At 60.4% G+C, this 13,715-nt stretch carries 13 protein-coding genes; 7 read left to right on the top strand and 6 right to left on the bottom strand.

Annotated features, from left to right (window positions below; all coding sequences use genetic code 11):
• Nucleotides 1-7: 7 nt before the first annotated feature.
• Both FHX09_RS11430 and FHX09_RS11425 read left to right on the top strand, forming a co-directional pair.
• A complete protein-coding gene (locus tag FHX09_RS11430) occupies nucleotides 8-1,690 on the top strand; it encodes an MFS transporter (protein WP_132591786.1) in 1,683 nt (560 codons plus the stop codon).
• 15 nt (nucleotides 1,691-1,705) lie between these two features.
• Nucleotides 1,706-2,770, top strand: coding sequence for an HlyD family secretion protein (locus FHX09_RS11425; RefSeq protein WP_132591788.1), 1,065 nt, complete (start codon nucleotides 1,706-1,708; stop codon nucleotides 2,768-2,770).
• Between the two features lie 60 nt (nucleotides 2,771-2,830).
• On the opposite strand, the gene rplI is transcribed toward FHX09_RS11425, so the two are convergent.
• The 6 genes from rplI to FHX09_RS11395 all read right to left on the bottom strand — a co-directional run bounded on the left by rplI (nucleotide 2,831) and on the right by FHX09_RS11395 (nucleotide 8,555).
• Entirely contained in the window at nucleotides 2,831-3,406 is a 576-nt protein-coding gene (gene rplI, locus FHX09_RS11420; RefSeq protein ID WP_007800916.1) for a 50S ribosomal protein L9, read from the bottom strand.
• A gap of 21 nt (nucleotides 3,407-3,427) precedes the next feature.
• Entirely contained in the window at nucleotides 3,428-4,411 is a 984-nt protein-coding gene (locus FHX09_RS11415) for a DUF2232 domain-containing protein (protein WP_132591790.1), read from the bottom strand.
• A gap of 156 nt (nucleotides 4,412-4,567) precedes the next feature.
• The gene (gene rpsR / locus FHX09_RS11410) at nucleotides 4,568-4,816 is read right to left on the bottom strand and encodes a 30S ribosomal protein S18 (RefSeq protein WP_004680498.1); all 249 of its coding nucleotides are present in this window, start codon (nucleotides 4,814-4,816) and stop codon (nucleotides 4,568-4,570) included.
• A gap of 12 nt (nucleotides 4,817-4,828) precedes the next feature.
• A complete protein-coding gene (gene rpsF, locus FHX09_RS11405; protein ID WP_007800921.1) occupies nucleotides 4,829-5,287 on the bottom strand; it encodes a 30S ribosomal protein S6 in 459 nt (152 codons plus the stop codon).
• Nucleotides 5,288-5,542: 255 nt separating this feature from the next.
• On the bottom strand, nucleotides 5,543-7,318 hold the full coding sequence (locus FHX09_RS11400) for an adenylate/guanylate cyclase domain-containing protein (RefSeq protein WP_184449984.1): 1,776 nt from the start codon (nucleotides 7,316-7,318) through the stop codon (nucleotides 5,543-5,545).
• A gap of 193 nt (nucleotides 7,319-7,511) precedes the next feature.
• The gene (locus tag FHX09_RS11395) at nucleotides 7,512-8,555 is read right to left on the bottom strand and encodes an aldo/keto reductase (protein WP_132591794.1); all 1,044 of its coding nucleotides are present in this window, start codon (nucleotides 8,553-8,555) and stop codon (nucleotides 7,512-7,514) included.
• Nucleotides 8,556-8,761: 206 nt separating this feature from the next.
• Between FHX09_RS11395 and fabD the strand changes: the two genes are divergently transcribed.
• The 5 genes from fabD to mltG all read left to right on the top strand — a co-directional run bounded on the left by fabD (nucleotide 8,762) and on the right by mltG (nucleotide 13,709).
• On the top strand, nucleotides 8,762-9,706 hold the full coding sequence (gene fabD, locus FHX09_RS11390) for an ACP S-malonyltransferase (RefSeq protein WP_132591798.1): 945 nt from the start codon (nucleotides 8,762-8,764) through the stop codon (nucleotides 9,704-9,706).
• 29 nt (nucleotides 9,707-9,735) lie between these two features.
• Nucleotides 9,736-10,473 carry a 3-oxoacyl-[acyl-carrier-protein] reductase gene (gene fabG / locus FHX09_RS11385; RefSeq protein WP_132591800.1) on the top strand — a complete coding sequence of 246 codons (738 nt, stop codon included), beginning with the start codon at nucleotides 9,736-9,738 and terminating at the stop codon, nucleotides 10,471-10,473.
• 290 nt (nucleotides 10,474-10,763) lie between these two features.
• On the top strand, nucleotides 10,764-11,000 hold the full coding sequence (locus FHX09_RS11380) for an acyl carrier protein (protein WP_003547058.1): 237 nt from the start codon (nucleotides 10,764-10,766) through the stop codon (nucleotides 10,998-11,000).
• 93 nt (nucleotides 11,001-11,093) lie between these two features.
• Nucleotides 11,094-12,356, top strand: coding sequence for a beta-ketoacyl-ACP synthase II (fabF, locus tag FHX09_RS11375; RefSeq protein WP_037084008.1), 1,263 nt, complete (start codon nucleotides 11,094-11,096; stop codon nucleotides 12,354-12,356).
• A 117-nt stretch (nucleotides 12,357-12,473) separates the two neighbouring features.
• Entirely contained in the window at nucleotides 12,474-13,709 is a 1,236-nt protein-coding gene (mltG, locus tag FHX09_RS11370; protein ID WP_007800933.1) for an endolytic transglycosylase MltG, read from the top strand.
• The last annotated feature ends 6 nt before the right edge of the window (nucleotides 13,710-13,715 follow it).

The following is a 13,715-nucleotide window of genomic DNA, read 5'->3' as shown; positions in this document are numbered from 1 at the left end:
CCTGCCGATGAGCCTGGCCGAGACCGCCAACGACAATGTGGCGCCACGGCCCGCCGAGGAGGCGAAGCCGGGCACACAACAGATGCCGTCGCCGCCACCCGCAGCGGGCATGCCGATGCCGGCCTGGAGGGTACCGCTCTACATGGCGGCGTCGGTCCTGCTGTTTCTGACGCAGGGCCTCGGCATGAACCTGCTGACTGCCAACATCTATCAGCTGCAGGGCTCGTTTTCCGCGACCACCACTGAAGTTTCCTGGCTCTCGGCGGCCTATATGGCACCTTACGCCAGCATGTCGATTGCACTCTTCAAGATTCGTACCCAATACGGTCTTCGTCGTTTCGCCGAACTTGGCATTATCTGTTTCGTCGTTGCGGCGGTGCTCAATCTCCTCATCACTGACCTGCATTCCGCGATCGTTGTGCGCACCCTGAGCGGCATGGCCGCAGCTCCCCTTTCGACGCTCGGCTTCCTATATATGCTGGAGCCTTTCCCGCAGGAAAAGAAGCTCTCGCTCGGGATCAGCCTTGCCCTGATGTGCACGCTGTTTGCGTCTCCCGTCGCGCGCATCGTCTCACCTTCGCTGCTTCAGTTCGGCGGGTATCAGGCGCTCTATATGTTCGAGATGGGCCTCGCGCTCGCCGTGTTTCCGATCATCTATCTGCTGCCGCTTACGGCGCCGCCTCGGGCGAACGTCATTCAACGACATGACATACTAAGCTATCTCCTCCTGGCGGTCAGCTTCGGGTGTCTTGCCGTCGCGCTGACGCTCGGCCGGCTCTATTGGTGGTTCGAGGCGCCCTGGATCGGCGTTCTACTGGCGGTGTCGGTCGGCTCTCTTGCTCTGATGCTGGCCATTGAGCTGCCGCGCACCAATCCGCTGATCGATTTCCGCTGGCTGTTTTCGGGCGCCAACATGCGAATGGCAGGCGTCCTGCTTCTCTTCCGCTTCGTCTCCTCGGAGCAGTCGTCAACTGCCGCCAACTTCTATCAGCAGCTCGGGCTTCTGAACGATCAGACAGTGACACTCTATACGATCATTCTTCTCGCCTCCTTGGTTGGCGGGCTTTTCTGCGCGTTTCTGATGACGACGCGCTACGTCGAAACAGCCCACGTGCTGGCGCTCGCACTCATTGCAGCCGGCGCCTTTCTGGATAGCCAGTCGACAAGCCTGACACGGCCACCTCAGATGTATTTGAGCCAGGCGATGGTCGCCGCGGGCGCCGCGATGTTCCTGCCTCCTGTCATGGCGAACGGCTTCAAGGCCGCGATCTCGCGGGGCGGGCAATACATCGTCAACTTCCTGATGATCTTCGTCTTCACGCAGAGCATTGGCTCGCTCTTCGCCTCGGCGATGCTCGGGACTTTCGTGACAATCCGGGAGAAGTTCCACTCGAACGTGCTCGTCGAGCACATCCTGCTGCAGGATCCGATCGTGGCGCAGCGCGTCTCTCAGCTGAGCGCCGCTTACGGCAAGGTGCTTGGCGACAAGATGCTGCTCAACGCTGAAGGTTTGGTGCTGCTCGCCCAGCAGGTCAGCCGCGAGGCCTATATTCTCGCCTACAACGACACCTTCCTCGTCATCGGCTACTCCTCTGTCTTCGGCCTGATCGTCATTCTTTTCCATCAAGCGTGGCGCCGGCTGCCCTGGCCCAGGATAAGCCAGCCCGATGCAATCCCCGCTCAATCGTGATCTCAGGGTCCCAGTATGTTGAAGTTCCCTCGCTCTCCCTCGACTATCATCGCAGTGCTCGCCGGCGTCGCCGGCGTCCTTCTCGTTCTCTATGCGTGGCGGCTGCCGCCGTTCGTGACATCGGTGGAGACGACCGACAATGCCTATGTTCGCGGCTATGTCACGATCATGAGCCCACAGGTGAGCGGCTATGTCGTCGATGTGCCCGTGAAGGACTATCAGCAGGTCAAGCAGGGCGATACGCTTGCTCAGATCGATGACCGCATCTACGCCCAGAAGCTTGCCCAGGCACGTGCGGCGCTCGACGGGCAGAAGGCGTCGCTGGAGAATTCCCGCCAGTCAGAGCTTGCGGCAAAGGCGAGCATCGCCTCCAGCGAGGCGCAGATCGATAGCGCAAATGCAGCGCTGACGCGCGCGCAGCAGGCCTGGGATCGCGTCAACAATCTCAGTAATCGCGGCATTGCATCGCAGAGTGAGACAGAGGCCGCGCAGGCCACACTTGACCAGGCCAAGGCTGCCCTGAACCAGGCAAAGGCCGCGCTGGAAGTTTCCAAGCAAAACCTTGCAACGATCATCGTCAATCGCTCGCTTCTGGAAGCCAATGTGGCAAGCGCCGAAGCCGTCGTGCGCCTTGCGGAAATCGACCTGCAGAACACCAAGATCGTCGCACCGCGCGACGGTCATCTCGGCGAAGTCGGCGTACGCGTCGGGCAGTATGTGGCGGCGGGTACGCAGCTCATGGCCGTCGTGCCGGAGGATGTGTGGGTCGTGGCTAATTTCAAGGAGACGCAGTTGTACGGCATGCAGGTCGGGCAGCCGGTGACCATCACGGTCGATGCGCTCGGCAAGCAGCGTCTGAAGGGATACATCGAGCGCTTCTCGCCCGCAGCCGGGTCGGAATTCGCGGTCATCAAGGCGGACAATGCGACAGGCAATTTCGTGAAGATTGCACAGCGCGTCGGCGTGCGCATCGGCTTTGATCCCGACCAGCCGGTCGTCAAGGATCTGGGGCCGGGGCTCTCCGTCGTCGTCGACGTCGACAAGAACGCTCCGCCGCAGCAGAATACAGCCGCCAAATAAGCAGAAAGCCCGGCGCGAGCCGGGCTTTCGTCCATTTCCAGAGAGGATCTCTCGGGAAAATTAAGCTTCGTCGCCTTCGAGGTCGGCTTCCGGATCGAAGAAGTCTTCCGGACGCAGAGCGTCTTCGTCAACGCCGTAGATGGCATCGACGGAGTTGAGGGTTTCGCCCTTGGCCTGACGCCCGGCTTCTTCAGCCGAACGAGCAACGTTAAGTTCGACGTGGATTTCGACTTCAGCGTGGAGCTGCAGCTCAACCTTGTGCAGGCCGATCGACTTGATCGGCGTGTTCAGGTGAACCTGGTTGCGGCCGATGTTGAAGCCTTCCGCAGCGAGAATTTCAACGACGTCGCGAGCAGCGACCGAGCCGTACATCTGGCCGGTTTCGCCAGCAGAACGGACGACGATGAACGACTTGCCGTCGAGAGCGTCGGCCACCTTCTGTGCTTCCGACTTGCGCTCGAGGTTCCGAGCTTCGAGCGTTGCGCGCTCGGATTCGAAGCGCTTCTTGTTGGCTTCGTTGGCGCGCATCGCCTTGCCGAGCGGCAGGAGGTAGTTGCGAGCAAAGCCGTCGCGAACCTTTACGGTTTCGCCCATCTGGCCGAGCTTGGAGATGCGTTCAAGAAGAATGACTTCCATGTTCGTGTTCCTTTCGTGTCTTTAGATTTTCGTGTCTGTCTGTTTGGGGGCATCGACATCCTTGTTCGGGGTAAGTGCGATTGCCTTGCGGGTATCGCTCAAGCCCACCACGAGGATGAAAAAGGCTGGCACCATCAGGATGAGCGATGCCAGGTAGCAGAGGATAAGCGCTGGCAGGCGCCAATCCTTGCCGCGCGTGCGGAAATGCAGCGCGGCAAAGCCGGAAAGCAGGAAGCCGGCGCCGAAGGTGCCGACCACGGTTGCTCCGATCATCGCCGGCATGCCGCCGAAGAAGGTGGCGGCAAGACCGACGAGAAAAACGAAGATCGAATTGCGGTTCATGCGCAGCGCCGAGGCAATGTCCTCGCGGGGACGCAGGCCGCGGCCGGATGCGCTGACGATCCGGGTCGCGATGTAATAGGCGGCAAACAACATGACGACCCACATGCCGCCCTGAATGGCGGGCAGCATGAGGAGCACCAGCGATTTGGTCTGCGCCGTCACCGCCGGATCGGGCGAAAACTCGGGCTGCTGCTGTGCAAGCGAGCCAAACATCACGTCCACGAGCCGATCGATGAGATCCGGACCGTAACCGATCATCACGCCGACCACGATGACGGCGATCGTCACCAGACCGCAGAGGTGTAGCAGAATGTCCGAAAGCGGATACCAGGCCATCAGATGCTCGGGACCGCCGAGTTCGGAGGCGGGGCGGGCAAGGTTTGCAAGGTGGCTGAGCCAGCCGGCCGGCAGCAGCGTGACCAGCGTCATCATCAACGCGAAGGACGGCGAGATGGCGATCGCGCCAACCGCAGCGGCGGTGGCGACGGCGGAAATTGCCGCCATGTTGCCCCAGCCGAGGCCGACGAGAAGAATGGGAAGGGCGGAGGCCGCGTAGAGAACAGCACTGAACGACGGCTGCATGCTTGCGCCGAGCACCAGAAGTGCCGCGGTCATTCCGGCGAGCGCGCCGATGCCTAGCGTTTTTGCGTTCAGTTGCGTCACGGTCGCTGTCCTGCTTCATCAAGCAGTTAGAGGGACTTTCCTGAATCGGTTTCAGAAAGGCCTCAACATGGGTTTTAAGAGTTCCGATCCGCGCCCATCGCGAAAGGGAGAAGGGAAGGCATCGCTGCCTTCCCTCGATTTGGTCTCGTCAGCTGATTAAGCGACGACGTACGGCAGCAGGCCGAGGAAACGAGCGCGCTTGATCGCCTGAGCGAGTTCGCGCTGCTTCTTCTGCGAAACAGCAGTGATACGGGAAGGAACGATCTTGCCGCGCTCGGAAATGTAGCGCTGCAGGAGACGAACGTCCTTGTAGTCGATGCGCGGAGCGTTTGCGCCGGAGAACGGGCAAGTCTTGCGACGACGATGGAACGGGCGACGAACCGGAGCGGAGGAAGCTTCAGACATTCTTAGATCTCCTTATGCACGGTCTTCGCGGGGAGCGCGGTCCGGACGCGGGCCACGCTGGAAGTCGCCGTCACGGCGCGGCGGACGGTCACCGAATTCGCGGCGCGGGCCACGGTCGGCACCATCACGCGGACCGCGGTCGTCGCGGTCGCGCTTCTGCATCATGGCAGACGGGCCTTCTTCGTGTGCTTCGACAGCGATCGTCATGTAGCGCAGGACGTCTTCGCTGATGCGCATCTGGCGTTCCATTTCCTGGACGGCAGCTGCCGGTGCATCGATGTCCACGAGGACGTAATGTGCCTTGCGGTTCTTCTTGATGCGGTAGGTAAGGGACTTAAGGCCCCAGTTCTCGATGCGCCCGACCTTGCCGCCGTTAGCTTCGATCACGCCCTTGTACTGTTCTACGAGGGCATCGACCTGCTGAGCGGAAATATCCTGTCGGGCAAGGAATACATGTTCATAAAGAGCCATGACAGCTTTGCCTTTCTTGCGTTGGTTCAACCCGATAATCGGCGGCTAAGCCTCAACGACTGCTCCTGAGAGGCGGCAAGCGCCAAGCAAGAAAAGCGTTCCGAGACGGTCGAGAGCGGAGACACGGGAGGCTGGAACGCTTCCGTTCCGACGATTCTCTTGCGAAAACCGGCCCTCCGTTCAGCCACCAGCCAGAAGACCGGGTTTGCGAACAGGGCGGCTTATACGGATTTTTGGCGGAAACGCAAGGGACACTCAGCAATGTTCTTGCTGTGAGTCCAGCGAAGGCAGCCCCGCCTTGCGCAGGCCGTCGACGAAGTGGTCGTAATGGCTGTGCGCCACATAGGGTGTCAGCATCTTCCAATAATGCTCGAGATCGGCCGGTACGTTTGCCAGGATTTCCGGTATCAGCCTCTGCGCTTCCTCCTGGCGTCCGAGCTGCCCCAGGCTGGCAAGAAGCACAACGCGATTGAAATAGGCGCGGCGGAGCGAAAGACCTCGCTCGGAGTAATGCACAGCCTCTTCGTAGTTGCCCAAGTGATAGTGCGATAGCGCAATACGGTCGAGAATGAGGTAGGCCAGCGGATCGTGCGGGCTTAGCCTTGTCGCCATATAAAGGGGGTCCAGAGCTTCGACAAAGTGACCGTTGAATATCCGCGCCCAGCCAAGACCCATATGCGCGAGGGCAAAATTGGGATTGAGGTCAATCGCCTGCTGGGCGGCCTCAATCGCCGCCGGCGCGTTATCGGCTACGAAATGCGCAAGGCACATTGCGTAGTGCGAGTAGGGGTCACGCGGATCGAGCGCGACAGCGCGCTCGGCCTCTATTCGCAGCTCTGCGCTATCCCGGTCCACGTCGTCGCTGAAACCATGGAAGCATCGGGCGTAGAGTGAGCGGGCAAGCATCATATGGGCGCGTGCGAAATCGGGATCGAGCTCGATCGCGCGGCGATGCCAGGTAATGGCCTCGATGAAATGCTCGACCGTATCCTGCGCGTTATGGAGCCAGGTGCCGCGCATATGGCTCTCATAGGCGTCCAGATTGTCGGTTGTCCTTATCAACGCACGCCGGCTTTCACCGATTAGGATTTCCGGCTCGATTGCGCCGACGACATTCTGCGTCAGTTCGTCCTGAATGGCGAAGATATCGGATATTTCCCTGTCGTAGCGTTGCGCCCACAGGTGAACGCCGCTTTCGGCTTCGATCAGCTGTCCGGTGACACGGACGCGCGTCCCGGACCTGCGGACACTTCCTTCGACGAGATAGCGCACGCCGAGATCGCGCCCGATTTGCTTTACATCGACCGCGCGCCCCTTATACGCAAAGGATGAGTTCTGGGCGATGACGAAAAACCAGCGGTAGAGCGATAACGCGGTGATGATGTCCTCTGTCAGCCCGTCCGCGAAGAACTCCTGCTCGGGGTCGTCGGACATGTTGACGAAGGGCAGTACTGCGATCGAGGGTTTGTCAGGCAGCCTGAGCGGTCCACCGAGCGCACCCGCCTCCACGGGATCCTCCCGGCTCCAATGAACCCGATGCACCGGCACCGGGCGAGGAATATTCTTCAGCGTGCGGTCGCCCATCGGCACGAGGGGGAAGTCGAGCTTCCCCTCGATTTGTTCGCGTAGCGCACCAGAGATGCAGATACCGGACGGCAGCGCCACCTCCTGGAGACGGGCTGCGACGTTCACGCCGTCGCCAAGCAGGTTCTCCCCGGAGACGACGACATCGCCGAGATTGAGCCCGAGACGGAACTCCATCCGCCGGTCCGCCGGCAGGTCGGCATTGCGTCGATGCAGCGCACGTTGAATGGCAACAGCTGCGCGAACACCTTGTACGGCACTTGGGAATTCCGCAACGACGCTGTCCCCGGCGCTGCCGAAGACGCGTCCTCCGTGCTCTCGCACGAAATCGCCGATCGTGGCGGTGTAGATGCTCAGCGTCGCAAGCGCGTCTTCCTCGTTGGTTGCAACGAGGCGGCTGTAGCCAGCAACGTCGCCGGCAAGGATGACTGCGAGCTTCCGTTCCACAGTATGAGCGCTCCTGCGGCGCTGCCAGAGCCTTATGAACCTAGCTGAAATGCGCGGAACGGAGAAGCAGAAATTGATGCCCGGGCGAAGTCGCCGAAACTTGTCGTTGTAAGTGCTGGCGAAGGCCGCATGGCTTCCATGCGGCGAACGACCTGGCCAGGGAAGGTCAGATCGCTATGCGTCGCTGACTGCCCTAGATCGGCATCGGATACTGGCGGTGAACTTGCTCGATCTCAGCCAGAACCTCGTGTGACAGCTTGAGACTGACCGAGCTCAGGTCCGTCTCGAGCTGCTGCATCGTCGTTGCGCCGATGATCACGGACGCCATGAAGCGGCGGCTCAGGCAGAAGGCGAGCGCCATCACGCAAGGGTCGAGCCCGTGCCGTGCAGCGATATCGAGGTAGGCCTTCGTCGGCGCTTCCTGCAAGGGCTGCAAACGACCGCCGATGTCGCCGTTGATCGACCCGCGCGAGCCATCCGGCTTGGCGCCGTCGACATACTTGCCGCTGAGGATGCCGCCGGCGAGGGGCGAATAGGCGAGCAGACCGACGTCCTCATGATGCGACAGCTCCGCCATGTCGAGATCGTAGTGACGGTACAGCAGATTGTATTCGTTCTGGATCGTGGCGGCGCGCGGCAGGTCGAGCTGTTCGGAAAGCGCCAGATATTTTTGCGTACCCCATGTCGTCTCGTTGGAGAGGCCGAAGGCGCGAACCTTGCCCTCTTTCACAAGGGCGCCCATCGTTTCCAGTATTTCGGTGATATTCGCGATGGCCTTGGCGTGGTCCTGCTTGAAGGGATCGTAGTGCCAAGCCTGGCGGAAATGGAAATGCCCTCGGCTCGGCCAGTGAATCTGGTAGAGGTCGATATAGTCCGTCTTTAGGCGCTTCAGGCTTGCCTCGATCGCCAGGCGAATGTTCTTGGCATCGGCCCCGTCGCCGCCGCGAATATAGGAACGGCCGGGACCCGCGACCTTCGTGGCGAGCACGATATCCTTGCGCTTGCCCGTCTTCTGGAACCAACTGCCGATATAGTCTTCGGTCAGCCCCTGCGTCTCGGCGGAGACAGGAGTAGTCGGATAGAGCTCGGCCGTGTCGAAGAAGTTGACGCCTTTCTCGACGCAATAGTCCATCTGCTCATGCGCCTCGGCCTCCGTGTTTTGCGTGCCCCAGGTCATGGTGCCGAGGCAGATTTCGGACACGGAAATATCCGTGCGGCCAAGTTTCTTATTTTTCATCTGAAAGCCCTGAAGGTAATCTGGAAAAGGAATGGTCTGGAAGGACGGCGCAAATCTAGACTGGAATTGAGCAAGCGCAAGAGGCAAAACCGGGCTTTCTCGCAGCCGCAAAAGCCTTGGAACGCGGGCGTCCGGCACTTGACTCTGCAGGAAAGAATGTCAATTGGAGGCGAAATAACCAGAGGTCCGTATAAAAGGGACATAGCATGACCATTGCTTTTACATTCCCGGGTCAGGGCAGCCAGGCTGTCGGCATGGGCAAGGATCTCGCCGAAAACTTCGCCGAGGCACGCGCCGTCTTCCACGAAGTCGACGAAGCTCTGGGCGAAAAGTTGTCGGAGACCATGTTCAACGGCCCGGAAGACAAGCTGACGCTGACGGCGAATGCGCAGCCGGCCTTGATGGCGGTCTCGATGGCGGTCATCCGTGTTCTCGAGGCCAGGGGCGTCGATCTGAAGGCGAAGGTCTCCTACGTTGCCGGTCATTCGCTCGGCGAATACTCCGCTCTGTGTGCCGCAGGCACCTTCTCGCTTGCCGACACTGCGCGCCTGCTGCGCATTCGCGGCAATGCCATGCAGGCTGCCGTGCCGGTTGGCGTCGGCGCGATGGCTGCCATCATTGGCCTTGAACATGACGATGTCGTCGCCGTCTGCGAAGAAGCCTCTGCCGTCGGCTCCTGCCAGATCGCCAACGATAATGGCGGCGGCCAGATCGTCATTTCGGGGCAGAAGGCGGCCGTTGAGAACGGTGCAGCGATCGCGACCGAAAAGGGCGCGAAGCGCGCGATCCTGCTGCCGGTCTCCGCTCCTTTCCATTCTTCGCTGATGGCGCCTGCTGCCGAAGCAATGCGCGAGGCGCTGGCGGGCGTGAAGAAGTCGAACCCGGTCGTGCCTTTGGTCGCCAACGTGCGCGCTGCACCGGTGACCAACGCAGACGAGATTGCAAAGCTGCTCGTCGAGCAGGTGACAGGCCAGGTCCGCTGGCGAGAGACGGTGGAGTGGTTCGCGGCCAACGGCGCGACGACGCTCTACGAGATCGGCTCCGGCAAGGTCCTGACCGGCCTTGCACGCCGTATCGACAAGACCGTGAACGGCATCGCCGTTAACACGCCTGCTGATATCGATGCGGCCGTTGCCGCCCTGATGGCCTGATAGATTTAACGAATACAAGGAACACTTCCATGCTCGATCTTTCCGGCCGCAAGGCTGTGGTTACCGGCGCCTCCGGCGGCATCGGCGAAGAAATCGCCCGCATCCTGCACAAGCAAGGGGCCATCGTGGGCCTGCACGGCACGCGCGTAGATAAGCTTGAGGCGCTGGCGAACGAGCTTGGAGATCGCGTCAAGATTTTCCCGGCTAACCTCGCAGACCGCGACGAAGTCAAGGCGCTCGGCGTCAAGGCCGAAGCCGATCTCGAAGGCGTCGACATTCTTGTCAACAATGCCGGCATCACCAAGGACGGCCTCTTTGTTCGCATGAGCGACGAGGATTGGGATAACGTCATTGAAGTGAACCTGACGGCGATGTTCCGCCTGACGCGCGAGTTGACGCATCCGATGATGCGCCGCCGTTATGGCCGCATCATCAACATCACGTCAGTCGTTGGCGTCACCGGTAACCCAGGCCAGGCCAATTACTGCGCCTCCAAGGCCGGCATGATCGGCTTCACGAAATCGCTGGCTCAGGAGATTGCAACCCGCAACGTCACGGTCAACTGCGTGGCGCCGGGCTTCATCGAGTCCGCGATGACTGGCAAACTGAACGACAAGCAGAAGGAAGCGATCATGGGAGCGATCCCGATGAAGCGCATGGGCACGGGCGCCGAAGTTGCCTCCGCCGTCGCCTATCTCGCCTCGTCGGAAGCTGCGTATATGACAGGCCAGACGCTGCACGTAAACGGCGGCATGGCCATGATCTGAAACGGGAAACTGCCTTTCGGGCAGATTTTCCCCGCAATAGCGTGTTGACCAACCCGATGGGGTTGATTTTCTGGCTTTGCGGCAGACTTAAACCGTGTTAAGCGGGCCATGACTGTGAACAGTCTCCCGAGAAAGCAGACGGACCGGCGGGCTTTTGTGCAAGCCTGGGACATTTCTGGTAGCCGGGTTCAAAGAGTTTGCCGAGGTGGCTTTAAGGGGCGCCGCAGGCTGAAACAGGGTAGGGATGTCACAAGGCATTCTGATCAGGACATAAGGTCGAGGAAACCGACATGAGCGATATCGCAGAACGCGTAAAGAAAATTGTTATTGATCATCTTGGCGTCGATGCCGACAAGGTTGTCGAAAGCGCCAGCTTTATCGACGATCTGGGCGCTGACTCGCTCGATACCGTCGAACTGGTTATGGCGTTCGAAGAAGAATTCGGCGTCGAGATTCCGGATGACGCTGCTGACTCGATCCTGACGGTCGGCGATGCCGTAAAGTTTATCGAAAAGGCCCAGGCTTAATCCTGAGCATTTATGAAAGGGCGGACCCGGAGTCCGCCCTTTTTATTTCTGGCATGGTTCTCCAAGAACATAAAAGGCAGGGGAATACAGTCGATGAGACGGGTCGTTATAACAGGTACCGGTATGGTCTCGCCCTTGGGATGCGGAACGGAAGTGACGTGGTCCCGCTTGCTTGCGGGTCAAAACGGCGCCCGCCTGGTCACTGAATTCGAAATCGACGACCTTTCCGCAAAGATTGCTTGCCGCATTCCGGTTGGCGATGGCAGCGACGGCACATTCAATGTCGATGACTGGATGGAGCCCAAGGAACAGCGCAAGGTCGATCCTTTCATCATCTACGGCATGGCAGCCGCTGACATGGCGCTGAACGATGCGAACTGGCACCCAGAAAGCGATGAAGACCAAGTTTCGACGGGTGTCCTGATCGGTTCGGGCATCGGCGGCATCGAAGGCATCGTCGAAGCCGGCTACACGCTGCGCGACAAGGGCCCGCGCCGTATTTCTCCTTTCTTCATTCCGGGCCGTCTGATCAACCTCGTGTCCGGCCAGGTATCGATCCGTCACAAGCTGCGTGGGCCGAACCACTCGGTGGTCACGGCATGCTCGACTGGCGCGCACGCGATCGGCGACGCCGCCCGTCTCATCGCATTCGGCGATGCCGACGTCATGGTCGCCGGCGGCACGGAGTCCCCGGTCAGCCGCATCTCGCTGGCCGGCTTCGCCGCCTGCAAGGCATTGTCCACCCAGCACAACGATAATCCGACCAAGGCATCGCGCCCCTACGACAAGGATCGTGACGGCTTCGTCATGGGTGAGGGCGCCGGCATCGTCGTTCTCGAAGAACTGGAACACGCCAAGGCGCGCGGCGCCAAGATCTATGCCGAGGTCGTGGGCTATGGTCTTTCCGGTGACGCCTATCACATCACTGCGCCGTCAGAGGACGGCGAAGGCGCGCAGCGCTGCATGACGATGGCGTTGAAGCGCGCCGGCTTGACGCCCGCCGATATCGACTACATCAACGCGCATGGCACGTCGACGATGGCTGACACGATCGAACTCGGTGCCGTCGAGCGCTTGGTCGGCAATGCAGCCTCCAAGATCTCGATGTCGTCGACGAAGTCTGCGACGGGCCATCTGCTCGGTGCGGCTGGTGCGATCGAGGCGATCTTCGCAACGCTTGCCATCCGCGACAACGTTGCGCCTCCGACGCTCAATCTCGACAATCCTGAGCGCGAGACCGCAATCGATCTCGTTCCGCACAAGGCGCGCCAGCGGGAAATCAACGTCGCGCTGTCGAATTCTTTCGGATTCGGCGGTACGAATGCATCATTGGTGCTGCGCCGCTACGTCGCCTGAGTGCAGGCGTTGACGTCCTGACAGTGGGGCTGCACCTTGCGCGGCGCGGCCCCACCTGCATTTTGCCGCATTGCTTAGCAAGAAGCGGGACTTGAGGCCAAGTTTAGAGGATTGCCGGTGAGCGATACGAACCAGAGCAACGGGACGATCGGCGAGGAAAGCCAGCAGACGCAGAGCGGGCCGATCATTCCCAAGTCGCCGAGCGAGGCGCTTCGGCCGGAACGCGTACCCGAGCCGCCGAAGCGCTCGAAGAAGGCGCGCAGCCAAGTTATCATTTTCCTGAACTTCCTGATGACGCTTGTCGTGCTCGGCTGCGCAGCGGCCGTCTTCCTTTTCTATTACACGATCTCTGCCTACCAGAATCCCGGTCCGCTGGAGACAAACACGAATTTCATCGTGCGAAGCGGCGCCGGCGTTGCTGAGATCGCCGCAAGCCTCGAACGCAACAACATCGTGTCGGACGCGCGTATCTTCCGTTACCTCACCACGACGCATCTTGATGACGGCGAGAGCCTCAAGGCGGGCGAGTACGAAATCAAGGCGCATGCCTCCATGAACGACATCATGGAACTGCTGAAATCGGGAAAGTCGATCCTGTATTCCGTCGCGTTTCCGGAAGGCCTCACTGTCCGCCAGATGTTCAATCGTCTGAACGAGGATGCCGTGCTGGAAGGCGACCTGCCGACCGTCGTGCCTGCCGAAGGAAGCCTGCGTCCGGATACCTACAAGTTCTCGCGCGGCACAAAGCGGGCAGAGATCATCGAGCAGATGGCTGCGGCACAGCAGAAGCTTGTCGACCAGGTGTGGGACAAGCGCGATACGTCGCTGCAGCTCAAGTCAAAGGACGAACTGATCATCCTTGCTTCGATCGTCGAAAAGGAAACCGGCGTTCCCGACGAGCGAGCCCATGTGGCCTCGGTCTTCCTTAACCGGCTGGGCAAGGGGATGCGCCTTCAGTCCGATCCGACCATCATCTATGGCCTCTTCGGCGGTGACGGAAAACCGGCGGATCGCCCGATCTATCAATCGGACCTCAAGAAGGAAACGCCCTACAACACTTATGTGGTCAAGGGCCTTCCCCCGACGCCGATTGCCAATCCGGGTCGTGATGCGCTGGAGGCTGTCGCCAATCCCTGGAAGACGCAGGATCTTTATTTCGTTGCCGATGGTTCCGGCGGGCATGTGTTCGCGGCCACGCTCGAGGAACACAATGCCAACGTCAAACGCTGGCGTCAGCTGGAAGCGGCCAAGGGTGCCGACCCCAATATTGTCGTTGATGGACAGCCTGAAAGCCAGACGCAGTCGGACGCACCTGCCGCTCCGGCTCCCCAGAAGAAAAAGAAGACGAACTGATTTTCG

The organism is Rhizobium sp. BK538, from assembly GCF_014197575.1.
Taxonomy (GTDB): Bacteria; Pseudomonadota; Alphaproteobacteria; order Rhizobiales; family Rhizobiaceae; genus Rhizobium.
The sequence above is the reverse complement of the archived record's forward strand: the minus strand, read 5'-3'. Positions and strand labels throughout refer to the sequence as shown.

Excerpts from the sequence above, each read along its gene's own strand:
- FHX09_RS11430 (WP_132591786.1), top strand. The coding sequence starts at position 8 with ATGAGCCTGGCCGAGACCGCCAACGACAATGTGGCGCCACGGCCCGCC.
- FHX09_RS11425 (WP_132591788.1), top strand. The coding sequence starts at position 1,706 with ATGTTGAAGTTCCCTCGCTCTCCCTCGACTATCATCGCAGTGCTCGCC.
- rplI (WP_007800916.1), bottom strand. The coding sequence starts at position 3,406 with ATGGAAGTCATTCTTCTTGAACGCATCTCCAAGCTCGGCCAGATGGGC.
- rpsR (WP_004680498.1), bottom strand. The coding sequence starts at position 4,816 with ATGTCTGAAGCTTCCTCCGCTCCGGTTCGTCGCCCGTTCCATCGTCGT.
- rpsF (WP_007800921.1), bottom strand. The coding sequence starts at position 5,287 with ATGGCTCTTTATGAACATGTATTCCTTGCCCGACAGGATATTTCCGCT.
- FHX09_RS11395 (WP_132591794.1), bottom strand. The coding sequence starts at position 8,555 with ATGAAAAATAAGAAACTTGGCCGCACGGATATTTCCGTGTCCGAAATC.
- fabD (WP_132591798.1), top strand. The coding sequence starts at position 8,762 with ATGACCATTGCTTTTACATTCCCGGGTCAGGGCAGCCAGGCTGTCGGC.
- fabG (WP_132591800.1), top strand. The coding sequence starts at position 9,736 with ATGCTCGATCTTTCCGGCCGCAAGGCTGTGGTTACCGGCGCCTCCGGC.
- FHX09_RS11380 (WP_003547058.1), top strand. The coding sequence starts at position 10,764 with ATGAGCGATATCGCAGAACGCGTAAAGAAAATTGTTATTGATCATCTT.
- fabF (WP_037084008.1), top strand. The coding sequence starts at position 11,094 with ATGAGACGGGTCGTTATAACAGGTACCGGTATGGTCTCGCCCTTGGGA.